Genomic DNA, 24,620 nt, shown 5'->3' on the forward strand with positions numbered 1-24,620 from the left:
GCAAGTATTCAGAGCAGTGTGAGGGTGCCGTTCGGCCCGTCGAGAGTGGCGATCAGAGCCGGTCGCAGGCCCGGTCGCACCGCGAGATCGACCGCGAGCGTGCCCAGCCGGGCGGAGGTCGCCGCGGGGTCCGGGTGCACGGCCTCGAAGGCGCGCAGCGTCACCGCAGGCAGGTTTGCGGACGGATGCGCGGTCGCACCCCAGTCGATAAGGAATGGAACCACACCTGCGTCCCGCGACAACGTCAGCCGCCAGCGCAGCGCCTGCCCGTCCGGAGTGTCGCGGGACATCTCGAAGGCATCGCCCGGGTCGTAACCGGCCACCCGGGCTTCGGCAACAACCGCGTCGATGTCGGTAACCCGCACCGCCCAGGTCACCACCCGTGGCTCGGCCAGTTCATCGATCCCGAACGGCCGGGGAAGCGTTGGCGCGGGCTGGTCGTCGTCGGGCCCGATGATCTCCAGATACCCACCGTCCCCGAGGCCGAGCAGGAAGTTACGCGTCCCTCGGCCGCCATGCCGCCCGCCCGCGACCGGTGCCACCCCGAGCAACCGGGTCACCGTGGCCACCGCGTCCGGCAGATCGGGCGTGGCCAGCACAAGATGATCCAACCTGTTCACTTCGCAAACCCTAGCTGTGCCCGCGACAGTTTGAGCTACGCTGCGCCAAGGTGAAACCTGTTACAGAAAGCAGCTGCACGATGAAGGTGATGTTCGCACTCTGGGACGCCGGCGACCTCCTCGCCGACGAACTGACCGTGCGCCTGTCGGCCGCCGGAACCATTGCGGTGCAGGCGAACATCTCCGACGCCACCGTCGCGAACGCGATGCTGCGCCTGACCACCTTCGATGATCCGATAAACGCCGTAGTCAGCGTCTGGCTGCCCGATCAACACGAAACCGACACCGTCGCCGACATTCTCGCGTCGACGGCGAAGCGGGTCGCCGGTTGGCGAGTCGAGGAAGTGAGCCCGATCGAGCCGCCCAGCGTCCCACTCCGCGAGCGCGCACCGGGCCTGGCCAACATCGCGTTCCTGCGCCGCCCCGACACCCTCCCGCAAGCCGAATGGCTACACCGCTGGCGCGACCAGCACACCGAGGTCGCCATCGCTACCCAGGCGACCTTCGGTTACGTCCAGAACCTCGTGCTCGAAAGTGTCACCGACGCAGCCCCCGACATCGCGGCCATCGTCGAGGAACTGTTCCCGATCGAAGCCCTCACCGACGCACATGCGTTCTACGGCAGCAACGGCGACAACGCCGAACTGACCCGGCGAATCAACCGATTGATGAACAGCATCAGCACCTTCGGCGCCGACCGCGACATCGACGTGGTGCCGACCAGCCGCTACCGACTGAGCTGAGGCAGCCTTGCCGCCTCGATCTCCTCGACCGAGGCATGCAGCGCAGAGCGAGCGGCCCGAACGGCGGGATGGTCCCCGGTACCCCGCCGATACGCCAGCAACGTCCGCCGCCGCGTCGGCAGCGGCGTCAGCGTGACCTCCGCCGGACACGTCAACGCACCGAGCTCCGGAACAAGCGCCACCCCCTGACCCGCCGCCACCAGCGCCAGCACGGTGCCGAAGTCGTCGGCATGATGCCGAATACGCGGCGTGAATCCCGCTGCCTGACAGGCACGCACGGTCATCGTGTGACACAACGTATCGGGAGTCCCTGCGATCCAGGAGGTTTCGCGCCAGCTGGCCAGCGACGCGTCGGAAAGCGCGGCCAGATAGATGGTCTCCTCGAGCAACGGCTCGGTGTCCAACGCCGAATCCGGCTCGACGGGCACATAGTCGTACTCCTGGACCAGCGCGACATCTAAGGTCTCCGCCCGCAACGCGGCGGGCGCAGTCGCCGGATCGAGTTCGGTCACCATCAGCTCGAGCCCCGGATGATCGCGGCTCAACGTGACGAGCGCGGGGGACAGGATCGTCCGAACCGCGGTCGGGAACGCCCCGATCCGCAACGTTCCGGTCAGTCCGGCACGAGTGGTGGCCAACTCGGCCGCCGCCTGTTCGAGCACCGCGAGGATCGTCTCCGCGTGCTCGACCAGCGTGCGCGCGGCCGGGGTCAGCGTGACCCGCCGCCCGGTCCGCTCGAGCAGTGGCACACCGGCTTCCCGTTCGAGCGCGCTGAGCTGCTGGGACACCGCCGAGGGCGTGTAGGCGAGCGCGTCGGCGACCGCGGCAATGGTCTCGCGATGCGCCAGCTCGCGAAGTAGCCGCAACTTACGAATGTCCAGCATCAGCTCATCTTATGCTCAACTGTAGAAACGTGAACTGGACCTGAAGGTTCAATCCGGTCAAGCTCATACTCATGACGCTCGCAGGCTTATTCGTCCCCCTTGTCACGCCGTTCACCGCAGACGGCGCGCTAGGCGCCGACGCGTTGGAAGGTCTGGCCCATTCGGCCCTGACGGAAGGGGCGACCGGCCTGGTCGCGCTCGGCACCACTGCGGAAGCCGCCACCCTGACCGCCGTGGAACGCGCGCTCGTCGTGGAGATCTGCGCGCGAGTCTGCCGAGAACACCACGCCCAGTTGATCGTCGGCGCGGGCTCCAACTGCACAGCCGACTCGATCGACGCGGTCGCGGCCCTCAGCCCACACATCACCGCCGCGCTCACCGTCGTCCCGTACTACACGCGCCCCTCCGAGGCGGGCGTGCTCGCCCACTTCCAGGCCCTCGCCGCCACCAGCCCCGTGCCGCTGGTCATTTACAACATTCCGTACCGCACCGGCCGCATCCTCGGCGCCGACACCCTCGGCCAGCTCGCCGCGCACCCGAACATCATCGGCGTCAAACACGCCGTCGGCAGCATCGACGACACCACCATCGAGCTGATGCGAACGCGCCCAGCCGATTTCGCCGTCCTCGCGGGCGACGACCTCTTCGCCGCACCCCTGCTCGCCCTCGGCGCCGCAGGCGGCATCCTCGCCTCCGCGACCCTGGTCACCGCACAGTTCGCCGCCCTCGTCACCGCCTGGCGCGACGGCCCGCTCGACGAGGCCCGCGCCCTCAGCCACCGGCTCGCCGCTCTGTCCACCGCGCTGTTCGCCGAACCCAACCCCACCGTCATCAAGGCGGTCCTGGCTGCCGAGGGACGCATCCCCAGCCCCGCGGTTCGCCTGCCGCTGCTCCCTGCCAGCGAGGCCTCGACAACGGCCGCGCTGACCGCCCTCGAGAATTGTTCTCGCGAATTGCCACAGAAATTGCTGGTGTAGGAGCCGAAGAGGTGGAACGCTGAAGCGGTGACTCAACCTCCGGATAATCAGGCGACGGGGCCTGACCCGACCGCCGACAAACTAGACCCGGCGGTCTTGAAAGTGGCCGGCGTGGTCGTGCTCGGCGCGATCATGTCGATCCTCGACATCACCGTCGTCAATATCGCGCTTCCGACCTTCCAAGCCGAATTCGAGACGAGCTACGCCATCGCGGCGTGGACGATCACCGGCTACACGCTCGCACTGGCCACCGTCATTCCGCTCACCGGGTGGGCGGCGGACCGGTTCGGCACCAAACGCCTGTACATGGCGGCGTTGACCTTCTTCGTCCTCGGCTCCGTGCTGTGCGCCACCGCGTGGAACATCGAGTCGCTCATCGCATTTCGGGTGATCCAGGGCATCGGCGGCGGCATGCTGATGCCGCTCGGCATGACGATCATGACGCACGCGGCAGGCCCGCAACGCGTCGGCCGGGTGATGGCCGTGCTCGGTGTGCCGATGCTGCTCGGCCCGATCTGCGGCCCGATCCTCGGCGGCTGGCTGATCGAATTCCACTGGCAGTGGATCTTCCTGATCAACGTGCCGATCGGCGTGATCGCGCTGATCCTGGCCTACGTCGTGTTCCCCGCGGACAAGCCGGAGCCGTCGGAGTCGTTCGACTTCCTCGGCATGCTGCTCGCCTCGCCCGGACTCGCGCTGTTCCTGTACGGCGTCTCGTCCATTCCCGGTGAGGGCACGGTGATCGCGACAAAGGTGTTGCTGCCCGCCATCATCGGCGCCGTCATGTTGGTCGCGTTCGTCTTCCACGCGCTGCGCACCGAGCATCCGCTGATCGATCTGCATCTGTTCCGCAACCGTTCGCTGACCATGGCCGTGCTCACTATGGTGCTGTTCGCGATCGCGTTCTTCGGCGGGGCCTTGCTGCTGCCGACGTATCTGCAGCAGGTCCGTGGCGAATCGGCGTTGCAGGCCGGATTGCTGCTGATCCCACAGGGTTTGGGCGCGATGGTCACCATGCCGATTGCCGGCAAGCTGGTCGACAAGATCGGGCCGGGGAAGATCGTGCTGGTCGGCATCACGCTGATCGCGGTCAGCACGGTGTTCTTCACCCAGCTCACCGTCGACACCTCGTACCCGCTGATGCTCGGCGCGCTGTTCGTGATGGGCCTCGGCATGGGCTGCACGATGATGCCGATCATGACCGCGGCCATCCAGACGCTGAGCCATCAGCAGGTCGCCCGCGGCTCGACGCTGATGAACATCGTCAACCAGACGGCGGGTTCGATCGGCACCGCGACGATCTCGGTGGTGCTGACCAACTTCCTGAACAACAGGGAATTCGCCAAGCCCGCGATCGCGGCCAATTCGAATCCCGAGTTCGCGAGCAAGCTGCCACCCGGCGTGCTGGAGACCGGATTGAACCAGGCCGCAACGGCATTCAGCCACACCTACGTGGTGGCGCTGGTGCTGATCATCCTGACCTTGGTTCCGGCGTTCTTCCTGCCGCGCACCAAGCCGAAGAACCCGGACCTGACCGACGCGGTTGCCGCGGTTCACGTTTAGCGATCACGCACCGAGATCGCCTGCCCGGCAGGCGATCTCGGCGCATGATTATCAGCTGGGCAGATCCTCGACGGTGGCCGCCTCGTTCCTGGACAGGTTGATGCCCAGGTTCGCCGCGGCGCGCTCGAGATCCTCGTCGTCGCCGTCACGCATCTCGATCGCGTGGCCGTCGGATGACAGCACCTCGACGTTGAGGCACAGCGACTGGAGTTCCTTGAGGAGCACCTTGAACGATTCCGGGATGCCCGGCTCCGGAATGTTCTCGCCCTTGACGATCGCCTCGTAGACCTTCACGCGACCCACGATGTCGTCGGACTTGATGGTGAGCAGCTCCTGCAGCGTGTAGGCGGCGCCGTAGGCCTGCATGGCCCAGCACTCCATTTCACCGAAGCGCTGACCACCGAACTGTGCCTTACCGCCGAGCGGCTGCTGGGTGATCATCGAGTACGGGCCGGTCGAACGGGCGTGGATCTTGTCGTCTACCAGGTGGTGCAGCTTCAGGATGTACATATAGCCCACCGCGACCGGGTACGGGAACGGTTCACCGGAGCGACCGTCGAACAGCGTCGCCTTGCCGTCCCCGCCGACCATTACGTCGCCGTCGCGATTCGGCAGCGTCGAGCCGAGCAACCCGGTGAGCTCCTCGTCGCGCGCACCGTCGAACACCGGTGTGGCGATATTGCTGTTCGCGGGCGCGGACAGCAACTCTTCCGGCAGGGTCTGCGCCCAGTCGGGGGAGCCCTTGACCTCCCAGCCGGTCTTGCCGATCCACCCGAGGTGAGTCTCCAAGATCTGGCCGATGTTCATACGACGCGGCACACCGTGCGTGTTCAGGATGATGTCGACCGGGGTGCCGTCCGGCATGAACGGCATGTCCTCGGTCGGCAGGATCTTGCCGATGACACCCTTGTTGCCGTGGCGACCGGCGAGCTTGTCGCCGTCCTGGATCTTGCGCTTCTGCGCCACGTACACGCGCACCAGCTCGTTGACACCGGGAGGCAGGTCGTCGTCGTCCTCACGCGAAAAGACCCGGATGCCAATGACTTTCCCGGATTGACCGTGCGGCACCTTCAGCGAGGTATCGCGGACCTCGCGCGCCTTCTCGCCGAAGATGGCCCGCAGCAACCGTTCTTCGGGGGTCAGCTCCGTCTCACCCTTCGGCGTCACCTTGCCGACGAGAATGTCGCCGTCGCGCACCTCGGCACCGATCCGGATGATGCCGCGCTCGTCGAGATCGGCCAGCACGTCGTCCGAGATGTTCGGGATATCGCGGGTGATCTCCTCGGCGCCCAATTTCGTGTCCCGAGCATCGACTTCGTGCTCTTCGATGTGGATCGAGGTGAGCACGTCCTCTTCCACGAGGCGCTGCGACAGGATGATCGCGTCCTCGTAGTTGTGGCCTTCCCACGGCATGATCGCGACGAGCAGGTTCTTGCCCAGCGCCATCTCACCGTTCTCGGTGCACGGGCCATCGGCAAGTACTTGTCCCGCTTCGACTCTCGCGCCTTCGTCGACAATCGGCCGCTGGTTGACGCAGTTGCCCTGATTCGATCGCGCGAACTTGCGTAGGCGGTGACTCTTCCGTGTCCCGTCGTCGGCCATCACGGTGATGAAGTCGGCCGAAACCTCCTCCACCACACCGTCTTTCTCGTTGACGACAACATCACCCGCATCGATGGCAGCCCGCAGTTCCATGCCGGTGCCCACCACTGGAGCCTCGGAACGAATCAACGGAACTGCCTGCCGCTGCATGTTCGCACCCATCAGCGCACGGTTGGCATCGTCGTGCTCGAGGAACGGGATCATCGCCGACGCGACCGAAACCATCTGGCGCGGCGACACATCCATGAGTTCGACCTCGGTGGGCGCGACGAACTCGACCTCGTCGCCGAAGCGCCGCGCGAGCACCTTGTTCTCCAGCAGCCGCCCGTCCGCGTCGACCGGCGAGTTGGCCTGGGCGCGGATGTACCGTTCCTCTTCATCGGCCGTCATGTAGACCACCTGGTCGGTCACTTGACCGTCGACCACCGTGCGGTACGGCGTCTCGATGAACCCGAACGGATTGACCCGCGCGAACACCGAAAGATAGCCGATCAGACCGATACTCGGGCCTTCCGGCGTTTCGATCGGGCACATCCGCCCGTAGTGGCTGAAGTGGATATCGCGGACCTCGATGCTGGCCCGTTCCCGCGACAGGCCGCCGGGCCCGAGCGCCGAGAGGCGGCGCTTGTGGGTCAGGCCCGCGAGCGGGTTGTCCTGCATCATGAACTGCGACAGCTGCGACGTCCCGAAGAACTCCTTGATCGACGCGCTCACCGGGCGGATGTTGATCAGGGTCTGCGGTGTGATCGCCTCGATGTCCTGCGTCGTCATCCGTTCCCGGACCACACGTTCCATGCGGGACAGACCGATTCGGATCTGGTTCTGGATCAACTCACCGACCGTGCGCACGCGCCGGTTACCGAAGTGGTCGATGTCGTCGACCCCGATCGGCACCTCGACGCCGCCCGTCGCGGTCATCGTCTTGTCGCCCACGTGCAGGTGGGCGAGATACTCGATGATCGCGACGAGGTCTTCCTCGGTCAACGTGGCCGAGGCGATGTCCAGGCCCAGCTTCTTGTTGATCTTGTAGCGCCCGACGCGCGCCAGGTCGTAACGCTTGTCCTTGAAGAACAGGTTCTCCAGCAGGGTCTGCGCGGACTCCTTGGTCGGCGGCTCACCCGGACGCAACTTGCGATAGATGTCGAGCAGCGCCTCGTCGGTGCCCGCGGTGTGATCCTTTTCCAGCGTCGACATCATGATCTCGGAGAACCCGAACCGTTCGGTGATCTGCTCTGCGGTCCAGCCGAAGGCCTTGAGCAGCACGGTAACCGGCTGGCGACGCTTGCGATCGATGCGAACACCAACCGAGTCGCGCTTGTCGATGTCGAACTCCAGCCATGCGCCACGTGACGGAATGACCCGCGCGCTGTACAGGTCTTTCTCCGTGGTCTTGTCGACGGACTGGTCGAAGTAGACACCCGGCGAACGAACCAGCTGGGCGACCACGACACGCTCGGTGCCATTGATGATGAACGCGCCCTTGTCGGTCATCATCGGGAAATCTCCCATGAAGACCGTCTGGCTCTTGATCTCACCGGTGTTGTTGTTGATGAACTCCGCGGTGACGAACAACGGCGCCGCGTAGGTCATGTCCTTGTCTTTGCACTCGTCGATCGAGGCCTTGACCTCTTCGAATCGCGGGTCGGACAGGGACAGCGACATGGTGCCCGCGAAGTCTTCGATCGGGGACAGCTCGGCGAGCACGTCTTCGAGCCCGCCCGCGGTGCTGTTCTCGCCGCGTGCGGCGGCGCGCGCCCGCCATTGCGGTGCGCCGATCAACCATTCGAACGAGTCAGTTTGCACGTCGAGCAACCCCGGCACGTCCAGGGGCTCACGAATTCTGGCGAACGACACCCGCTTCGGGGCGCCGGGGATACCGGCAACTACCTGGGCTGTTGTGGTGACTTTCTGGGACGAGACTGACACGGTGCGTCCTTCCGCGACCTCACACTGCTGATGAATTGCGTGTGGTCACCTACCGAACGAAACTCGCACACCGCAAGAAGCGAACACCACATCATTGATGGCGATTCACGGAATTGGGTTCGTGTGGTCGGACAGGAGGCAGCCAGCGCAACGTCCCAAGTTACTCACAGATTCGGCGCAGCACAATAGGCATTCGATACTTGGGGTCATGTAACAACCACGTCGAATGTTTTCCTCTGTAGAAATAATAACCCCGGGAACCTGCCTGAGTCAAGGCTTTCGGCGGAATTCGATCAATTCGGCAGGCGCACGAATAGGGCTATGCGCACACTTCGTCCAGGAAGTTCAACACGAGCGGACCCGCGACGGCCCGGAATTCGTCGAAGTAGGCGTGCCGGGCGCCGGGGATCAGGTGCATGCGCGCGTGCGGGATGCGTTCGGCGAGCAGCGGCGCGTTCGCGACCGGATTGAACCGGTCCTCGGTGCCGTGCACGATCAAGGTCGGAGTCTCGATGTCCGGCAGGACATCCCAGGCATCGTGCTTGTTGCTGGCCATCAGATGGCGACGCCTGACATAGGCGGGCATCGCGGGGTCGCCGACGGTGTTGTACGGACCGGCGTTGTGCGCCAACCATTCCGGGGTGTACATCAGTTCCAGCAGCGCCTGCCGCGCCACGGCCGGATCGGGGTCGATGAGCGACTGTCGAATGTCGGGACCGCGTTCGATGCCGTGCTTGCCGCCGGGGGAGGTGCAGCCGAGGACCAGGGCGTGCACTCGCTCCGGATGGCGGGCGGCCAGCCATTGTGCGACACGGCCACCCATGGACGTGCCGTACACCGCGGCCCGATCGATGCCGAGGTCATCCAGCACCGCGATCACGTCGTCGGCGAAACCGACTGTGCTGTAAGGCTCGTCGGGCTTGTCGCTGTCGCCGGTGCCGCGCCAGTCGGGCGTGATGGTGCGATACCGGGTCTCGAAGTCCTCGCGGATCCCGTCCCACCAGTGGTGATTGTTGGCTTGCCCGGCGAGCAGCAGCAGGGGAGCGCCCGCGCCCGCGGTTTGGTACGCGAGGCGAACGCCGTTGGCGGCCTTGGCATATGGCACGGTGCTGCTCCTATCGGGTCGGTTGGTGGATGGGGCGCAGGCCGTCGAGGACGAGTTCCAGGCAGCGACGCCAGGCGGGTGATCCGGTCGCCTCGCCGAGTAGCGACAGCGCCCACACCAGGTGCACCACGTCTTCGTCGCTCGCGTCGGCACGCACCGCGCCCGCCTGTCGGGCGCGCTGGAGCAGTGTCGACAGGTGCGACATCCCGCGATGGCAGGCCTCGGCCAGTTGGGCGGCGGCGGGATGGTCGCCGGTGAACGCCTCGAGCAGGCCGCGGTCGGTGGTCATCTGGCCGAGTAGTTCCTCGATGAATCCGCTGAACGCCAGCCAGGCGTCCGGCTCGGCCGCGGCCCGGGTGGCGAATTCGCCGATGGCGGCCAGGCGCGGCGGCAGCAGCGCTTCGATGAGCGCGTCGCGGTGCGGGAAGTGGTTGTACAGCGTGCCGATGCTGACCCCGGCCCGCCGCGCGATCTCCTCCAGTGATCCGTCGAGCCCCTGCTCGGTGAATACACCGGCGGCCTCCCGCAACAGCTTCTCGCGATTGCGGGCCGCGTCGCGGCGCATCGGCTTGGTCATGAGGACCATCCTACAAAAGTCGAGGGGCTCCTCGGTTTCGTGCGTCGGACCCGGCCTCGGCATGTCCATGGCGAAGCGTTTCGGTAGCGAAGGATTCCGGGTCGCGCTGGTCTCGCGCAGCGACGCACGCCACGAGGGCTATCTGAAAGAGCTTGCCGCGCAAGGCATCGATGCCACCGCCTATGCCGCCGACGTGACCGACCGCGCCCGCCTGAAGTCTGTCCTCGCCGAGATCGCCGGTGACAGCGACATCGAGGTCGCCTACTACGGCCCGGGCCCGACGCAACAACCCATCCCGCTCACCGAAATCGATTCCACCACGGCGCAATCCGCGTTCGATTGGGTCTGGCCGGCCGTCGACATGGTGCACGAAGTCCTCCCGGCCATGCTCGACAGGGGCACTGGCGCACTACTCTTCGCGGGCGGCCTCTCCAGCGTCCGACCCATGCCGATGCTCGGCCACTTGGCCCTGCCCTCCGCCGCTCTGCGCAACTACGCCGTCACCCTCAACGCCGCCCTCGCCGACCGGGGCGTCTACGCGGCCACCCTCACCATCGGCAGACTGATCGAACGCGGTGACATCCACGCAATGGTCACCGCCGACCCGGGCCGTTTCGGCTCGCTCGAAGGACGCACCCTCGATCCCGACGACCTCGCCGCCACCGCGTGGGAGATGTACCGCGCCCGAGACCGGGCGGAAGCGGTATTCGACCTGTTCAGCGGCTGATCGCGGACAGGCTCAGCCGTCGGTGAGGATTCTGGCGGCGGCGTCCAGCCCCTCGGTGGTTCCGACGATCACCAGCAGGTCGCCGGCGGCGAAGGTGAAATCCGGGCCCGGTGACGGGATCACCGCCCCGCCGCGCATGATCGCGACGATGGAAACCCTTGTCCGGGTACGCATCTCGGTCTCGCCGAGCGGCCGGTCGGCGTAGGGGGAGCCGCCGAGTATGGAGAACTGCCGGGTGTTCACGCCGTCGAACTCGCGATGTTCCTCGCGCAGCTGAGCGACCAGCTGTGGGGCGCCCAGCAGATTGGCCAGTGCGGCCGCCTCCGACGCCGATAACGGAATCTGGTCGGTGGCCTCGGGATTGTCGGACTTGCTGACGATCAGATAGATCGTGCCGTCCTTGTGATCGATGACGCCGATCCGGCGGCGAACGCCCTTGACCGGAAAGTCCTTGCGCACACCGATACCCGGTAGGCGCGTCACTTCAACGTTCACTCCACCAGCGTAACCGCGTCGACTGGTACGGGTGTGCTGCCGCTCATTCAATCCAACCGATCGGTCGTGCATGGCGATCGCGCATCGTCAGGGCGTTGCGCGATCGCCTGCCGAACTCAGTCCGAGGGGCCCGCGAGGTGATAGCGGACCGTGGGACTCCAGAGGAAGAAACCGTTCACGCCTGCGTCGTTGGCGGCGTCTATCTGCGCCCTGACCTCGCCGGGTCCGTAGCTGACGCCGAGGCTGAAGTCCTGCAACCAGGGGACGACCTTGGCGGCGGTGCCCTGCGTCTGGGTGCGGAAGTCCTGCAGCGAGCGGAAGATGATGTCGTAGGGCTGGGAGTTCGGGTTGGCGACACCGTACTCACCGGAGTTCCAATGCGAGGGATACAGCATCGGCGCGATGTAATCGACGTACTTGGCCATCATCGGAATGTCCTGCGCGATCTCGTCGGGTCTGGTGGACGCGATACCGAACACCGCGGCACTCTGATCGGCGCCCGCGTCACGCACGGGATCGCGGCTCTCTCTGAGGAATTCGGCGATCGATACAGTGGGCGAGCTGGTCGAGCCGGGGAAGTGCATCTGCGATAGCGCGCCGTCCGGGCGCCGGATGTAGTCGTACATGATCCCGTCGAAGCCGAGCTTGGCCGCCTCGACCGCGAGATCGATGTTGTATCTGCGCATTTCGGGATTCGCGAAGTTGGTGAAGGCGATCGGTCCGTACTTGCTGGAATACGGTTCACCGGACGGCGTCTGGATCACCCAGTCCTGATGACCTGTCTGCCAGGCCCATTCGGCCATCGTCTTGTCTCTGAACGCGACGATCCGGCCCACCACCCGAATGCCCATGTCGTGCAATTGCCGCAATGCCGCAGGGGCATCGTAGATTCTGTTGACAGCACCCGACTCGCGGGCGAGCGGCACCTGGGAGTCGTAGCCGACGACGCCGTCCTCGTCCTTGATGTCGAGCTGCACCGTGTTGATGCGCCCGTCGCGGGCCATGTTCAACACGTCCTCGCGGAGTCCGTCGTCGGACCAGCCGTACGCGGTCACATGTACCGCCTTGATCCGCGGCTGCTCTATCGCCGCCGTGATCGCCTGCACGGCCTCGTTACCCGCCGCGTCCACGGCTACCACCTGGCCGCCGGTTTGCGCTCGCGGCATCGTGATCTCGAACGCCCCGTCGTCGGCGGGTGTCACCGACTGGGTGCCGATGGATACGCGCTCGGCCCCATTAGCCTTGCCGCGCAAGGTAACCGGCTGGCGGTAAGAGGTCACGCCGGTCGGCTGCGTCAGCTCCAAAGTCGGCGCCTCGTTGTCCACGGTGAACGTCTTGGACACGCCGGGCCCGGTGCGCAGGAAGCCGAGGAAGTTCGGTGGGATCTCGGCGGTGAACTTGTGCTCGCCGTCGGGCAGCGCTCCTGGCCGGTAGACGACGGTGCGGCCGTCGATGGTGCCGGAGACGGGCTTGCCGTCGAGTTCGAGTCGCATGGTGGCGGGGTCGTATTCACCCGCGTCCACGCGCAATGTCATGGCGGACAAGGTCGCCGCGCCGACCAGGCTGCTCGGGAGACCGGTGACGGTCAATCCCCGCGGTTCGGTGCGCACCCAACTCAGGGTCACAGAAGCGACAAGAATTGATAAGACTGAGATAACTAGGACTGCCGCCAAACGCCGGTGTCCTGTAACGCCTAGTCGTTCTAGCAACGCGCACACCAACTTTCGTCAGGATATCGCTCAACTATCGCGGGTTCGGCCCGCGCCCGTCGCTACTTTGCCCGAGTTCCTTACACAACGAAATGGTCGCGCTCGCGTACTGTTTGCGCGGTGACGAAGAACGCGACTATCGGTGTTCGAGTTATGTTGTCGGTGCTGGCGTGCACGGCCACCGCGGCCTGTGCCGCGGACCCCGGCCCGGCCAACCCCGCCGGTACGTTGATCGCGGCCGCGCAGCCGTCGAACAGTCCTGCGCCCGATCCTGCCGCGGTGGGCGCCAACGAGCTCGGCGTTGTGCCCGTCCTCATGTACCACCAGCTGGCGTCCGAGCCGGACAGCGAATACGACCAGACGCCAGAGAAATTCCGCGCCGAACTCGATCGGCTGTACCGCGAGAACTACCGTCCCGTGACCGCTGCCGCCTACATCTCCGGCGCCATCGACCTTCCCGCGGGCACACACCCGATAGTGCTCACCTTCGACGACTCGACCCTCAGCCAGCTCGCGTTCACCGCCGACGGCAAGGTCGCGCCCGATACCGTTGTCGGCATGCTCGAACAGTTCCGAGTCGAGCACCCCGACTTCGCGCCGACCGCCACCTTTTACGTCAACAATCAGCCGTTCGGTGACGATCCGCGAGCCCTATCGTGGTTGGCCGCACACGGATACGAGATCGGCGCGCACACCGCGACCCACGCGAACCTCGCGCAGCTCGACAGCACCGGAGTCCAACGCGAGCTGGCGGACAACGTCCGCGCGATCGAGTCGGCGACCCCGGGTCCGGTCCGGACCATGGCCTTGCCGCTCGGCATCGCCCCGGCCGATCGCACCCTGGCCACCGCGGGCAGCTGGGACGGCACGAGCTACGCGTTCGAGGCGGTGATGCTGGTCGGCTCCGAGCCCGCGCCGTCGCAATACGGCGAACTCGATCCCACGGCCGTTCCCCGAATCCGTTCGGGCAGAACAGCGGTCGACTTCGATTCGACCTACTGGCTGGACCGGCTCGCCGCGCGCCCGGAGCAGCGCTACACCTCGGACGGGAACCCAAAGCAGATCTCCTTCCCTGCGCGCTTATCCGGGACGTTGAACCTGCGGTGGTCGGGTCAGGCGAAGTCGTACTGATTCCAGCCGTATCGGCTGCCGTTGGCGCACAGAGCTTTACGTCAGCCGCACGTGATATGCGGCTGACGTAAAGGTGTCAGGTACTGCCGGTCGCCGCGTTCACCGCGGCGCGCGAGCGGCGAGTTGTTCGAGGACGGCAACCATCCGATCGATCTCCTCGCACGTGTTGTAGAAGGCGAACGACGGACGCACCGTCGCCTCCAGGCCGAGGCGGCGCAGAATCGGCTGGGCGCAGTGGTGACCGGCCCGAACCGCGATGCCCTTCTCGTTCAACGCCTTTCCGACCTCGAGCGGCTCGTAGCCCGCCATGACGAACGAGAGCACGCTCGCCTTGTCGGCGGCGGTGCCCACCAGTCGGATGCCGCGCACCGACGCGACCCGAGGAGTCGCGTACTCGAGCAGTTCGTGCTCGTAGCGTGCGATGGCGTCCATGCCGATGCGTTCGACGTATTCGATTGCCGCACCGAGCCCGACCGCGTCGGCGATATTGCCGGTGCCCGCCTCGAATCGCCCGGGTGGCGGCTGGAACAGCGAACGTTCCAGGGTGACATCGCTGATCATGTTGCCGCCGCCCTGCCAGGGCGGAACATCTTGCAGTATCTCGGATTTTCCGTAGACCACGCCGATTCCGGTGGGCCCGAACAGCTTGTGGCCGGAGAACACGAAGAAATCGGCGCCGATCGAGCGCACGTCGATCGAGGTGTGCGGGACCGATTGCGCGCCGTCGACGATGGTGACCGCCCCGGCCCGCTGCGCCTCGGCGACGATCTCGCGCACCGGCGTGATGGTGCCGAGCGCGTTCGAAACATGCGCCACCGAAACGAGTTTCGTTCGATCGGAGAGCAGCTTGGTGTACTCGCCGAGCAGCAGCTCGCCGTTGTCGTCCACTGGAATGACCTTCAGCTGGGCGCCGGTCTCGGCGGCCAGCATCTGCCAGGGCACGATGTTCGCGTGGTGCTCCAGGTGCGAGATGATGATCTCGTCGCCCTCGCGAATGTTCTTGCGGCCCCAGGTCTGGGCGATCAGGTTGATGCCTTCGGTGGCGCCGCGGACGAAGATGATCTCCTCCGCCGAGGACGCGCCGATGAACCGGGCCACGATGTCGCGGGCCTGCTCGTAGGCATCGGTGGACCGCGCCGCCAATTCGTGTGCGGCCCGGTGGATATTGGAGTTCTCGTGCTCATAGAAATGCGCGATGCGCTCGATCACCGCGCGCGGCTTCTGCGTCGTCGCGGCGTTGTCGAACCACACCAGCGGATGCCCGTTCACCCGCTCCCTCAGGATCGGGAAATCGTTGCGCACCGCGTGCACGTTGAGCGGCGGGTGCGCGTCGGGTACCCGATACGACGCGGCGGGACCGGTCGATGCCGCGGCACCGGGCGAATCCAGGAAATAGAAGCTCGGCGCACCGGCGGCTTGCTGGGGCGCGGCATCGGGAAAGCGTTGCGGGGACAGCACACTGCTCAACGACGGCAGTGTGGTGAGGAATCGGTCGTTGTGTATTCCGGCGGTATTCGCCGGTGGGTACGCAGGCGGGCCCGCGGCGTCGGCCATCGGCACGTCGCGTCCCCAACCCGGCACCGTCGGCTCCGGCGTGCTGCCGCCGGGCGGAGTGGTGCCTGAAAGTCCCTGCGCACCTGGGGCCGACGTGCGGCCGCTGGCGGGCGCGGTGCCGTAGACACCGGGGACCGACGGCTCGGGGGTGCTGCCGCCGGGCGGCGTCGTACCCGAAACACCTTGTGTACCCGACGATGTGCGGCCACCTGGGGGTGGTGTACCCAATGCGCCCGTCGATGCCGCATCCGGCGTGTGCCCACCAGGATGCGTCGCACCGGAGAACCCCGGCGCACCAGCAGCTGTCGCCGCTGGCACGGGTGACGGCACCGGTGCGTTCGGCGGCGACGTCGGCATATCCGGCTGTGCCACACTCAGGCCCACCGGAGCGGCGGGCAAGCCCGCCGACCCCGACGGCAGCGCCGAGAAGAACGCTCCGGCAAGGCGATTCAGCGTCGCCTCGTCCGGCAGCATCCACTCGGCGCCACCATCGTCCGCTGGGCGCGAGATGTCAGCTCCGGTAGGTCGGTGCGTAGTCATGGAACTTGCCCACCTCGGCTCCGTCGAGCACTGCCACCGCATCGTCGGTCAGGATCGCCAGCGAGCAGTACAGCGACACCAGATATGACGCGATCGCGCTGCGATCGATACCCATGAACTTCACCGAAAGGCCCGGGCCCTGTTCACCGGCCAGGCCGGGCTGATACAGACCGATCACGCCCTGACGGGCCTCGCCGGTGCGGATCAGCACGAACTTGGTCTTCCCGCGTTCCACCGGAACCTTGTCCGACGGAATGATCGGAATCCCGCGCCAGGTCAGGAACTGCGACCCGAACATGCTCACGGTCGGCGGCGGCACACCGCGCCGGGTGCATTCCCTGCCGAACGCCGCGATGCCCTGCGGGTGGGTGAGGAAGAACCCCGGCTCTTTCCAGACCTTCGTGATCAGATTGTCGAGGTCGTCCGGCGTCGGCGGCCCGGCGATCGTCGAGATCCGTTGCTTCTTCGTGGCGTTCGCGATGAGACCGTAGTCCGGGCTGTTGATCAGCTCGCCCTCTTGGTGCTCCTTGATTGCCTCGATGGTCAACCGCAACTGCTGAGCAATCTGATCGTGCGGGCTCGAGTAGAGATCTGAAACACGGGTGTGCACATCGAGAATGGTGTGCACCGCCTTGAGTCGATACTCCCGCGGGTCCCGCTCGTAGTCGATAAACGTCTCCGGCAGCGGAGACTCGTCGAAGTTATCGCACTGAATATCGACGGTTTGTTCGTCGGTGACCCGGTTACGCCGGTAGATACCGGCCTCGACGGGCACCCAGTTCAACAGATGAACCAACCACCGTGGGGTGATCGACTCCATCTGCGGAACGCTCTTCGTAGCATTCGCCAGTGTCCGGGCAGCATCATCGCCCAGTGCAACCGGCCTTGGAACAGCTTTAGTCATCGAACCACCTTGGGATCGGCAAATCCACCGTTACCAGCTCGCCCATGCTAGCCCCTACCTACCGGGATGCCCGGATCGCCCCTATTGCCCGCCTTGCGCCGCGCGCCGCGCCGGTTTTCCGGGGCTCATCGAGTGGTGCGTTCGCCGCCGTTGACCGCCAGCACCTGGCCGGTCACCTGCCGGGCCGCGGGCGAGGCGAGATAGTGCACCGCGGCGGCGATGTCTTCCGGGACGCCGGGGCGCCGGGTGTGTGCCGCGGCGATGAGGGATTCGCGCCGCTCGTCGGTCAACTTGTCACGGAAGAACTCGGTGTCGGAGATGTAGCCGGGCGCAACGACATTCGCGGTGATGCCCTGCGGCCCGAGCTCCGCGGACAGTTGCGTGTTCCAGGAGGCGAGTCCGGCCTTGGCCGCACCGTACGCGCCCGCACCCTTGTCCGCGGCGATCGAGCCGATGTTCACCACGGCCCCCGTGCTCGAAAGCCGTTCGCGCAGTGCGGAGGTCATCAGCACGGCGCTGATCAGGTTGGCGTCCAGGTTGGCCCGCCACGCGGCGGCGAGACTCCGCAGGTCGGTCGGCGCCTCGTTGTCGAAGTCGGTATTGCCGCCCGCATTGTTGACCAGCACGTCGATTTCGCGGGGGAGTTGTTCGACCAGCGCCTCGATCTGCGCCGGATCGGTCGCGTCGCAGACGCGTGCCGTGACGCCGAGTTCGGCCGCGGTCGCGTGCAGCGGCTCGGCCCGGCGCCCGGTGATCACCACGGTGTCGCCCGCGGCCGCGAAGATGCGCGCGATCGCCCGGCCGATCCCGGTGGCTCCGCCGGTGACCACGATGTTCCGTCCCATGTCAGCTCCCTCATCGAGTACATTTAGGTCTAAACGTAGATGACGTTTAGACCTAAACGCAACCGAGGAGTGGCATGGATGACAACGATCCCGTCGACGCGATCGCGCTCGCTTGGCTCCGCGAGCGGCCGGGCACCCCGGTCGACGGCATCGGCGTCGTGACGCGAATATGGCATCTGGCCAAGGCTTTCGGCGACGACCGCCGCCGCGTGCTCGCCGCGGAGAGTACCGACGCGGCCACCCTCGATCTACTCAGCGTGCTGCGCCGCAGCGGCGAGCCGTATCAGCTGACCACCCGGCAACTCACCGAGCGCACCATGCTCACCGCGGGCGCGATCTCCCAGCGGGTCACCCGCGCCGAAGCCGAGGGCCTGGTCACCAGGGCGCCACTCGACGACGGCTCCCGCGGCGTGGTCATCGCACTCACGCCAGCCGGACACGCCTTGGTGGAACGGCTGGTCGATCATGTGCTCGGCCGCGAGACCGACCTGCTCGCCAGCCTGACCCCCGAACAGCGGGCCGACCTGACCGATCTTCTCCGTATCCTGCATCGGGACCTGATGACGCGCCTGAACCTCCAGAAGATCATCCAGGTCGGCTCGACGGACGTGTAAGTGTGCCGAAGCTGTTGCGTGTCAGAAGGATCAGCGCAATGCGAGGGCGAGGAAGAAGTCGACGCGGTCTTCGAGGCGGGAGAGGTCGCGTCCGGTGAGTTCTTCGATGCGCTGGATGCGGTAGCGCAGGGTGTTGACGTGGACGTGCAGGAGGTCGGCGCACTTGGTCCACGAACCCGAAACCTCGAGGAAGGTTTCCAGGGTGTGCACGAGGTCGGCGCGATTGTCCTGGTCATAGGTGGTGAGCGGGTCCAGGAGGCGGAGCCGGAACATGCGGCGGACCTCGTCGGGGACCGACGCGAGCAGCAGCATGTGGGTGGCGAGTTCGTCGTGCCCGACGACGCTGGCGGGTTGTAGTCGGCCTGCGGCCATCCGGCGGGCGTACCGGGCTTCTTCGACGGCGCCGCGTAGGCCCTCGCCGTCGACAACGCCGCTGACGCCCACGGATAGTCGGCTACCACGCAGCCCGGGCTCCAAAGCGGTTACCGCACGGTTGATTTCATCGATCACCGGCGTATCCGGACCTGCCGGAATCAACGCGATCGCTTCGCCGTCCACCACACCGGCGGCAGGCCTTCTGCCGTACAGGATTTCGCGCAACATCACGCGTAACTCCCCGGGCCGCAAGGTGTCATCGGCGGCGGCTGCGACCGCGATATAGGTCTCCGCGGGGCCGAGCCCGGTGAGCTCCAGCCGCGAGATGATCTCTGTCGGCTTGGCATCGGACACGATCAACTCGACGAGTTCCTGCGCGAGTCGCCCCTCGGCGCTCTGCCGGTCGTCCTGCCGCGCGCGTTCCAGCGACACGACGGCTGCGAGCTCACCGGCCAGCGCGCGCCGCTCCTCGGGCCACTCGGTGTAGTCACCCTCGAAGACCAGGAACCAGTCCGCGGCCCGCGAGGTTCGATGCTCATCGACAGCGAACAGGGAATACCGGCTGCCTTCGTGCAGAAACGCGACCGGCAGCCGACGGGCACTGAGAAACGCGGTGGTCACCTCGACCGGTGGCGGCGTGCCGGGCCCGGCTACCGCCCGACCGGTTGACGACACCACCCAACATCGCATGCCGAGATCGCGTTCGATCAGCTCCAGCACCGAGCCGAGCCCGGCACCCGAGACGAGCTGGCGATGCCGGTCCAGGATCGCGGTCAGATCCGCCGCCCGCCCGGTCGACAGATTGCGGGTGATCTGCTCGGTGACCGCGGCGAACGCAACTGTCTCCGGCACCCGGAACAGCGGAATCCGATGCTTGCGACAGGCCTCGACCACATCCGGCGGCGCACCTCCGTACCTGGCGTCACCGGCGGCCATCCCGGCCACCCCGGCCTGGGCCAGCGCGCGCACGAACACCTCGCTGTCGGCGGGATCATGCCGCCACTGCAAGCCGGTGAGCACGAGCTCCCCGCCGGACAGGTAGCGACCCGGATCGAGCATGTCCGTGGTCACCACCCAACGCACGAACCGGTCCAGCTCTTCCTCGCCGGTGACGAGCTCGAGCCCCAGGTCCGCCATGGTCAGCAGTGATCGAAGGCGCACGTTGCGAAGGCTAACAGTCGCCCCCCTGGTAAACGCCCTTGGACATTCGCACAAAGAGTTGGCTGTGAACTGGCGCACAGTTCAGATTTCTCGTTTCTAGCTGCGCTGTTCCGCTGCGGGTGTACTTGCGGAACAGATTGGTGAACCCCGACAGGAGGTCAGATGGCAGGCGACATCGGATGGCTCAACGCATTGCCGCCGGACCAGGCAGAGCAGGAACTGCTGACCTGCTGCGCGTCCCGGCGGTGGGCGCAGAAGGTGGCGGCCTCCCGGCCCTATCCCGACGCCGCGCGTGCCACCGACGCGGCCGTTGCCGCGGTGTGCGAGCTGAGCTGGCCGGATGTCGAGGAGGCGCTGTCGGCGCATCCGCGCATCGGTGACCGGGCCAAGGCCGAGTTGTCCGAGCGGGAGGCAGCGTGGTCGCGCGGCGAACAGTCCGGCGCGGCGACCGCCGACCTCGCGGTGCGCACGGAGCTCGCGGCGGGCAACCGGGCCTACGAGGATCGCTTCGGCCACGTCTTCCTGATCCGCGCCACCGGCCGCAGCGCCGAGGAGATGCTCACCGAGCTGCGCAAGCGCCTGACCAACTCGCTGCTCGACGAGCGCATCAAGGTGCAGAGCGAGCTCGCCGACATCACCCGGCTGCGTGTGCGAAAGCTGTTGGGGGACAAGTGAGTCTGTCCACCCACGTGCTGAACGCGGTGACCGGGCGCCCCGCCGCGGGGCTGCGGGTCCAGCTGTCGCGCGCCGACGGCACCGTGCTCGCCGAACGGCAGACCGACGACGACGGCCGCATCAAGGACCTGCCCGCGCCCGAAACCGGCACGCACCGGCTGACTTTCGACACCGGCGAGATCAGCCCCTTCTACCCCTCGGTCGCCATCGACTTCACCGTCGCCGACCCGGCCGCGCACTACCACGTGCCGCTGCTGCTCAGTCCGTATTCCTACTCCACCTATCGAGGTAGCTGAACAATGTCGATCAAGCTCGGACCGAACCGATATGGCAAAGCGGAGACCCATGTCGTCAGCGTGACGAAAAACGGTGGCGTGCACGAGATCCGCGACCTCAATGTCGGCGTCGCCCTCTCCGGTGACATGGACGACGTGCACCTCACCGGCGACAACGCCGCGGTGCTGACGACCGACACGCAGAAGAACACCGTCTTCGCGTTCGCCAAGGAGCACGGCATCTCCTCGCCCGAGGCGTTCGGTGTGCTGCTGGCAAAGCATTTCGTCGATTCGCAGCCGACCATCCACCACGCGCGGGTCAGCGTCGAGGAGTACGCCTGGGAGCGCATCGTGCTCGACGCGAGCAACGATCAGCACTCGTTCGTCCGTTCCGGCCAGGAGGTCCGCACCGCGCGAGTGCACTACAACGGCGAAAACGCTTGGGTCGTCGCGGGTTTGCAGGGCCTGGTGGTGCTGAACTCCACTGGCTCGGAGTTCCACGGCTACCTCGAGGACAAGTACACGACGCTGAAGGAAGCCTGCGACCGCGTCCTCGCCACCGAGGTGAACGCGGAGTGGCGCTTCATCGGCGAGCCCAGCGACTGGGACAAGACCTACCGCGAGGCCAGGCGCGCGCTGCTGGAGGCGTTCGCCGAAACCTACAGCTACTCACTGCAGCAGACCCTCTACGCGATGGGCGAGCGTGTGCTCAACACCTGCCCGGAGATCGGTGAGGTCCGGCTGTCACTGCCCAACAAGCACCACTTCGTCGTCGACCTGTCCGCCTTCGGACTGGAGAACGACAACGAGGTGTTCTACGCCGCCGACCGCCCCTACGGCCTGATCGAGGGCACCGTGCTGCGCGAGGACGCGGCCGCGGCCGGCCCGGCGTGGGAGTGACGATGGATTTCCTACGACCCACCTCCTGGGCGGATGCCCTCGATATCAAGGCAGGCCGCCCGGACGCCACCCCCATTCAGGGCGGCACCGACATGATGGTCGAACTCAACTTCGACAAGGGCCGCCCGAGTGCCCTGCTCGACCTGAACCCGTGCCGAGAGTTGTTCGACTACAAAGAGATCGACGGCAAGATCCGAATCGGCTCCGGCGTGCCCTACGTTCGGATCATCAACCGGCTCGGCAACCAACTCCCCGGCCTAGCCCAGGCCTCCCGCACCGTCGGCTCGCCGCAGATCCGCAATCGCGGCACGGTCGGCGGCAACCTCGGTGGCGCGTCCCCGGCCGGTGACGCCCATCCCGCGCTGCTCGCGGGCAACGCGGTGGTCGAGGTCGCGTCGGCGGCCCGCGGCACCAGGATGATCCCGATCGACGACTTCTACATCTGGGTGCGCAAGACCGCACTCGAGGCCGACGAGCTGATCAGCGCGGTCTGGCTGCCGCCCGCCGAAGGGCCGCAGTACTTCTCGAAGGTCGGCACCCGCAACGCCATGGTGATCGCGGTGTGTTCGTTCGCCATTGCGCTCTATCCGAGCAACGGGACGGTGCGCACCGGCATCGGTTCGTCCGGCCCGACGCCCTTGCGCGCCAAGCCCGCCGAGGAATTCCTGGCTACGCAGCTGCCGTGGCACGATCCGGCACCGCTCACCGACCGGGTGCTGCGCGAGTTCGGCGCGCTGGTCGCGGCCGCCGCCAAGCCGATCGACGACGTCCGTGGCACCGCCGATTACCGCAAGCACGCTCTCTCGGTGCAGGCCCGCCGCACCCTGGGCTGGGCATGGACGGACTACCTAGCAGAAAGGAAGGCAGCCTGATGCGCGTGACCTTCGACGTGAACGGTTCCACGGAGACCGTCGACGACGTGTGGGAGGGCGAGAGCCTGCTCTACATGCTGCGCGAGCGGATGGGCCTGCCCGGTTCCAAGAACGCTTGCGAGCAGGGCGAATGTGGTTCCTGCACGGTGTATTTGAACGGCACGCCGGTGTGTTCCTGCCTGGTGGCCGCCGGTCAGGCCGAAGGCTGTTCGGTGCGGACGGTGGAAGGTCTCGCGCAGGGCGCGAAGCTGGATCCGATGCAGCAGGCGTTCGTCGAGGCGGGCGCGGTCCAGTGTGGTTTCTGCACACCGGGTCTCATCGTGCAGGCGCATGACCTGATCGAGCACAACCCCGATCCGTCCGATGTGGAGATCCGCGAGGCACTGGCCGGAAACCTCTGCCGCTGCACCGGATACGAGAAGATCCTCGACGCCGTGCGGCTCGCGGCTCAGCGGAAGGCGACGGCGCAATGAAGACGATCATCGAAAACGCCTACATCGCACCGGTGGTCGGCCCGGAGATCGCCTCCGGGTACCTGGTGATCGCGAACGGCCGGATCGAATCCCTCGGTGCGGGACCGGCTCCCATCGTGCCCGACGCGCAACGCATCGACGGCACCGGCTGCCTGGTCACCCCCGGCCTGGTGAACACCCACCACCACCTCTACCAGTGGGCGAGCCAGGGCCTGTTCCAGGATTCGACGCTGTTCGAATGGCTGACCGGCCTCTACCGCACCTGGGCGGCCATGGACGCCGACGTCGTATACGGCGCGGCCGCAGCGGGATTGGGCTGGCTGGCACTGACCGGCTGCACCACCAGCAGCGACCACCATTACGTCTTCCCGAAGGGCCGCGGCGACCTGTTCGACGCCGAGGTCCGCGCTGCGCACGAGCTCGGCATCCGGTTCCACCCGTGCCGCGGCTCGATGGACCGCGGTCAGTCCGACGGCGGCCTGCCGCCGGACGAGGTGGTCGAGGACCGGGACGAGATCCTGATCAACACCTCGGAAACCATCGACAAGTACCACGATCCGTCGTTCGACTCGATGCTGCGGGTCGCCGTCGCGCCCTGCTCGCCGTTCTCGGTGAGCGAGGGCCTGATGACCGACGCCGCGCTGCTGGCGCGCACCAAGGGCGTCCGGCTGCACACCCACCTCGCGGAGACGCTCGACGAGGAAGAGCACTGCCGCGAGCAGATGGGTTGCACCCCGGTCGAATACATGGAGAAGCTCGGCTGGCTCGGCGAGGACGTCTGGTTCGCGCACGCGGTGCACCTGCACGACGCCGACATCCGCCGCTTCGCCGAGACGGGCACCGGCTCGGCGCACTGCCCGAGTTCCAACGCTCGCCTCGGTGCCGGTATCGCCCGCGTCTCCGAGCTGCTGCGCGCGGGTGCGCCGGTCGGCCTCGGCGTCGACGGCGCGGCATCCAGCGAGCTGACCTCGATGGCGGGGGAGATGCGCCAGGCCATGCTGTTCCAGCGGGCCGTGCACGGACCCACCGCGCTCACCGCGCGGCAGGCCCTGGAGATCGGAACCCTCGGTGGCGCACGCAATCTCGGCCGCCAGCAGGAACTCGGCAGTCTGGAGGTCGGCAAGCTCGCCGACATCGCGATGTGGCGAGTGGACGGCTTCCGAGCCGCCGTCGAAGACCCGGTCTGCGCGCTGGTCTTCGGTCCGACGCCGCCGCTGGCCAGGCTGCTCGTCGGCGGTCGCACCGTCGTCGAAAACGACGAACTGCGCACGGTCTCGCACGACCAGGTCGGTCGCGCAGGCGCCGCCGCCCGCAAACGGCTGATGCGGGGACGGGCATGACAACACCGAGCGACTGTACGAACTCCCAACGGC

At 66.6% G+C, this 24,620-nt stretch carries 23 protein-coding genes; 12 read left to right on the top strand and 11 right to left on the bottom strand.

The window, feature by feature from the left end; all coding sequences use genetic code 11:
- Window positions 1-8: 8 nt before the first annotated feature.
- On the bottom strand, window positions 9-620 hold the full coding sequence (locus ACQPW1_RS20640; RefSeq protein WP_433664322.1) for a VOC family protein: 612 nt from the start codon (window positions 618-620) through the stop codon (window positions 9-11).
- Between the two features lie 80 nt (window positions 621-700).
- On the opposite strand from ACQPW1_RS20640, the gene ACQPW1_RS20645 reads away from it, so the two are divergent.
- Window positions 701-1,363, top strand: a complete 663-nt coding sequence (locus ACQPW1_RS20645; RefSeq protein WP_433664323.1) for a hypothetical protein — start codon at window positions 701-703, stop codon at window positions 1,361-1,363.
- Here ACQPW1_RS20645 and ACQPW1_RS20650 read toward each other — a convergent pair.
- The gene (locus ACQPW1_RS20650) at window positions 1,348-2,247 is read right to left on the bottom strand and encodes a LysR family transcriptional regulator (protein ID WP_433664324.1); all 900 of its coding nucleotides are present in this window, start codon (window positions 2,245-2,247) and stop codon (window positions 1,348-1,350) included. The two genes, ACQPW1_RS20645 and ACQPW1_RS20650, sit on opposite strands and share 16 nt — an antisense overlap.
- A gap of 71 nt (window positions 2,248-2,318) precedes the next feature.
- Between ACQPW1_RS20650 and dapA the strand changes: the two genes are divergently transcribed.
- Window positions 2,319-3,224 (top strand): 4-hydroxy-tetrahydrodipicolinate synthase, encoded by a 906-nt coding sequence (dapA, locus tag ACQPW1_RS20655; protein ID WP_433664325.1) that lies wholly within the window; start codon window positions 2,319-2,321, stop codon window positions 3,222-3,224.
- A gap of 27 nt (window positions 3,225-3,251) precedes the next feature.
- On the top strand, window positions 3,252-4,787 hold the full coding sequence (locus ACQPW1_RS20660) for a DHA2 family efflux MFS transporter permease subunit (RefSeq protein WP_433664326.1): 1,536 nt from the start codon (window positions 3,252-3,254) through the stop codon (window positions 4,785-4,787).
- Between the two features lie 51 nt (window positions 4,788-4,838).
- Here the strand turns inward: ACQPW1_RS20660 and ACQPW1_RS20665 are convergent, their stop codons facing one another.
- From ACQPW1_RS20665 to ACQPW1_RS20675, 3 genes are all read right to left on the bottom strand, one after another.
- Complete coding sequence (locus ACQPW1_RS20665; RefSeq protein ID WP_433664327.1) at window positions 4,839-8,315, bottom strand: DNA-directed RNA polymerase subunit beta; 3,477 nt, start codon at window positions 8,313-8,315, stop codon at window positions 4,839-4,841.
- A 319-nt stretch (window positions 8,316-8,634) separates the two neighbouring features.
- Window positions 8,635-9,420: an alpha/beta fold hydrolase gene (locus ACQPW1_RS20670; RefSeq protein ID WP_433664328.1), complete on the bottom strand. Its 786-nt coding sequence runs from the start codon at window positions 9,418-9,420 to the stop codon at window positions 8,635-8,637.
- Window positions 9,421-9,430: 10 nt separating this feature from the next.
- Window positions 9,431-9,997 carry a TetR/AcrR family transcriptional regulator gene (locus tag ACQPW1_RS20675; protein ID WP_433664329.1) on the bottom strand — a complete coding sequence of 189 codons (567 nt, stop codon included), beginning with the start codon at window positions 9,995-9,997 and terminating at the stop codon, window positions 9,431-9,433.
- Between ACQPW1_RS20675 and ACQPW1_RS20680 the strand changes: the two genes are divergently transcribed.
- Window positions 9,996-10,724, top strand: coding sequence for an SDR family NAD(P)-dependent oxidoreductase (locus ACQPW1_RS20680; protein WP_433664330.1), 729 nt, complete (start codon window positions 9,996-9,998; stop codon window positions 10,722-10,724). The two genes, ACQPW1_RS20675 and ACQPW1_RS20680, sit on opposite strands and share 2 nt — an antisense overlap.
- A gap of 12 nt (window positions 10,725-10,736) precedes the next feature.
- Here the strand turns inward: ACQPW1_RS20680 and ACQPW1_RS20685 are convergent, their stop codons facing one another.
- Both ACQPW1_RS20685 and ACQPW1_RS20690 read right to left on the bottom strand, forming a co-directional pair.
- Window positions 10,737-11,219 (bottom strand): cation:proton antiporter regulatory subunit, encoded by a 483-nt coding sequence (locus tag ACQPW1_RS20685; RefSeq protein ID WP_433664331.1) that lies wholly within the window; start codon window positions 11,217-11,219, stop codon window positions 10,737-10,739.
- A gap of 116 nt (window positions 11,220-11,335) precedes the next feature.
- A complete protein-coding gene (locus tag ACQPW1_RS20690) occupies window positions 11,336-12,829 on the bottom strand; it encodes a putative glycoside hydrolase (RefSeq protein WP_433664332.1) in 1,494 nt (497 codons plus the stop codon).
- 219 nt (window positions 12,830-13,048) lie between these two features.
- Here ACQPW1_RS20690 and ACQPW1_RS20695 point away from each other — a divergent pair, with 219 nt between their 5' ends.
- On the top strand, window positions 13,049-14,059 hold the full coding sequence (locus tag ACQPW1_RS20695; RefSeq protein WP_433664333.1) for a polysaccharide deacetylase family protein: 1,011 nt from the start codon (window positions 13,049-13,051) through the stop codon (window positions 14,057-14,059).
- A 99-nt stretch (window positions 14,060-14,158) separates the two neighbouring features.
- Here the strand turns inward: ACQPW1_RS20695 and ACQPW1_RS20700 are convergent, their stop codons facing one another.
- The 3 genes from ACQPW1_RS20700 to ACQPW1_RS20710 all read right to left on the bottom strand — a co-directional run bounded on the left by ACQPW1_RS20700 (window position 14,159) and on the right by ACQPW1_RS20710 (window position 17,902).
- Window positions 14,159-16,153: a family 2A encapsulin nanocompartment cargo protein cysteine desulfurase gene (locus ACQPW1_RS20700; protein ID WP_433664334.1), complete on the bottom strand. Its 1,995-nt coding sequence runs from the start codon at window positions 16,151-16,153 to the stop codon at window positions 14,159-14,161.
- On the bottom strand, window positions 16,125-17,057 hold the full coding sequence (locus ACQPW1_RS20705; protein ID WP_357383968.1) for a family 2A encapsulin nanocompartment shell protein: 933 nt from the start codon (window positions 17,055-17,057) through the stop codon (window positions 16,125-16,127). Before ACQPW1_RS20705 ends, ACQPW1_RS20700 begins: the two co-directional genes overlap by 29 nt.
- 125 nt (window positions 17,058-17,182) lie before the next feature.
- Window positions 17,183-17,902 (bottom strand): SDR family NAD(P)-dependent oxidoreductase, encoded by a 720-nt coding sequence (locus ACQPW1_RS20710; protein ID WP_433664335.1) that lies wholly within the window; start codon window positions 17,900-17,902, stop codon window positions 17,183-17,185.
- A 74-nt stretch (window positions 17,903-17,976) separates the two neighbouring features.
- Between ACQPW1_RS20710 and ACQPW1_RS20715 the strand changes: the two genes are divergently transcribed.
- Complete coding sequence (locus ACQPW1_RS20715; protein ID WP_433664336.1) at window positions 17,977-18,516, top strand: MarR family winged helix-turn-helix transcriptional regulator; 540 nt, start codon at window positions 17,977-17,979, stop codon at window positions 18,514-18,516.
- Window positions 18,517-18,546: 30 nt separating this feature from the next.
- Here ACQPW1_RS20715 and ACQPW1_RS20720 read toward each other — a convergent pair whose 3' ends face one another.
- On the bottom strand, window positions 18,547-20,052 hold the full coding sequence (locus ACQPW1_RS20720) for a PucR family transcriptional regulator (RefSeq protein ID WP_433664337.1): 1,506 nt from the start codon (window positions 20,050-20,052) through the stop codon (window positions 18,547-18,549).
- 162 nt (window positions 20,053-20,214) lie between these two features.
- Between ACQPW1_RS20720 and uraD the strand changes: the two genes are divergently transcribed.
- From uraD to ACQPW1_RS20750, 6 genes are read left to right on the top strand one after another with little or no spacing between them, the layout of a single operon-like run.
- Window positions 20,215-20,727: a 2-oxo-4-hydroxy-4-carboxy-5-ureidoimidazoline decarboxylase gene (uraD, locus tag ACQPW1_RS20725; RefSeq protein ID WP_433664339.1), complete on the top strand. Its 513-nt coding sequence runs from the start codon at window positions 20,215-20,217 to the stop codon at window positions 20,725-20,727.
- A complete protein-coding gene (gene uraH / locus ACQPW1_RS20730) occupies window positions 20,724-21,023 on the top strand; it encodes a hydroxyisourate hydrolase (RefSeq protein WP_433664340.1) in 300 nt (99 codons plus the stop codon). The genes uraD and uraH overlap by 4 nt, the downstream gene beginning before the upstream one ends.
- Window positions 21,024-21,026: 3 nt before the next feature.
- Window positions 21,027-21,902 (top strand): factor-independent urate hydroxylase, encoded by an 876-nt coding sequence (gene pucL / locus ACQPW1_RS20735; protein WP_433664341.1) that lies wholly within the window; start codon window positions 21,027-21,029, stop codon window positions 21,900-21,902.
- Window positions 21,903-21,904: 2 nt separating this feature from the next.
- Window positions 21,905-22,774: an FAD binding domain-containing protein gene (locus ACQPW1_RS20740; RefSeq protein WP_433664342.1), complete on the top strand. Its 870-nt coding sequence runs from the start codon at window positions 21,905-21,907 to the stop codon at window positions 22,772-22,774.
- Complete coding sequence (locus ACQPW1_RS20745; RefSeq protein WP_433664343.1) at window positions 22,774-23,247, top strand: (2Fe-2S)-binding protein; 474 nt, start codon at window positions 22,774-22,776, stop codon at window positions 23,245-23,247. The genes ACQPW1_RS20740 and ACQPW1_RS20745 overlap by 1 nt, the downstream gene beginning before the upstream one ends.
- On the top strand, window positions 23,244-24,587 hold the full coding sequence (locus ACQPW1_RS20750) for an 8-oxoguanine deaminase (RefSeq protein WP_433664344.1): 1,344 nt from the start codon (window positions 23,244-23,246) through the stop codon (window positions 24,585-24,587). Before ACQPW1_RS20745 ends, ACQPW1_RS20750 begins: the two co-directional genes overlap by 4 nt.
- Window positions 24,588-24,620: the final 33 nt, after the last annotated feature.

It is taken from the genome of Nocardia sp. CA-128927, from assembly GCF_050955855.1.
GTDB lineage: Bacteria > Actinomycetota > Actinomycetes > Mycobacteriales > Mycobacteriaceae > Nocardia.

Bases quoted from the DNA above. Each gene is read 5' to 3' on its own strand.
- ACQPW1_RS20645 (WP_433664323.1), top strand. From the start codon at position 701: ATGAAGGTGATGTTCGCACTCTGGGACGCCGGCGACCTCCTCGCCGAC.
- ACQPW1_RS20650 (WP_433664324.1), bottom strand. From the start codon at position 2,247: ATGCTGGACATTCGTAAGTTGCGGCTACTTCGCGAGCTGGCGCATCGC.
- dapA (WP_433664325.1), top strand. From the start codon at position 2,319: ATGACGCTCGCAGGCTTATTCGTCCCCCTTGTCACGCCGTTCACCGCA.
- ACQPW1_RS20680 (WP_433664330.1), top strand. From the start codon at position 9,996: ATGAGGACCATCCTACAAAAGTCGAGGGGCTCCTCGGTTTCGTGCGTC.
- ACQPW1_RS20675 (WP_433664329.1), bottom strand. From the start codon at position 9,997: ATGACCAAGCCGATGCGCCGCGACGCGGCCCGCAATCGCGAGAAGCTG.
- ACQPW1_RS20700 (WP_433664334.1), bottom strand. From the start codon at position 16,153: ATGACTACGCACCGACCTACCGGAGCTGACATCTCGCGCCCAGCGGAC.
- ACQPW1_RS20705 (WP_357383968.1), bottom strand. From the start codon at position 17,057: ATGACTAAAGCTGTTCCAAGGCCGGTTGCACTGGGCGATGATGCTGCC.
- ACQPW1_RS20710 (WP_433664335.1), bottom strand. From the start codon at position 17,902: ATGGGACGGAACATCGTGGTCACCGGCGGAGCCACCGGGATCGGCCGG.
- ACQPW1_RS20715 (WP_433664336.1), top strand. From the start codon at position 17,977: ATGGATGACAACGATCCCGTCGACGCGATCGCGCTCGCTTGGCTCCGC.
- uraD (WP_433664339.1), top strand. From the start codon at position 20,215: ATGGCAGGCGACATCGGATGGCTCAACGCATTGCCGCCGGACCAGGCA.
- pucL (WP_433664341.1), top strand. From the start codon at position 21,027: ATGTCGATCAAGCTCGGACCGAACCGATATGGCAAAGCGGAGACCCAT.
- ACQPW1_RS20740 (WP_433664342.1), top strand. From the start codon at position 21,905: ATGGATTTCCTACGACCCACCTCCTGGGCGGATGCCCTCGATATCAAG.
- ACQPW1_RS20745 (WP_433664343.1), top strand. From the start codon at position 22,774: ATGCGCGTGACCTTCGACGTGAACGGTTCCACGGAGACCGTCGACGAC.
- ACQPW1_RS20750 (WP_433664344.1), top strand. From the start codon at position 23,244: ATGAAGACGATCATCGAAAACGCCTACATCGCACCGGTGGTCGGCCCG.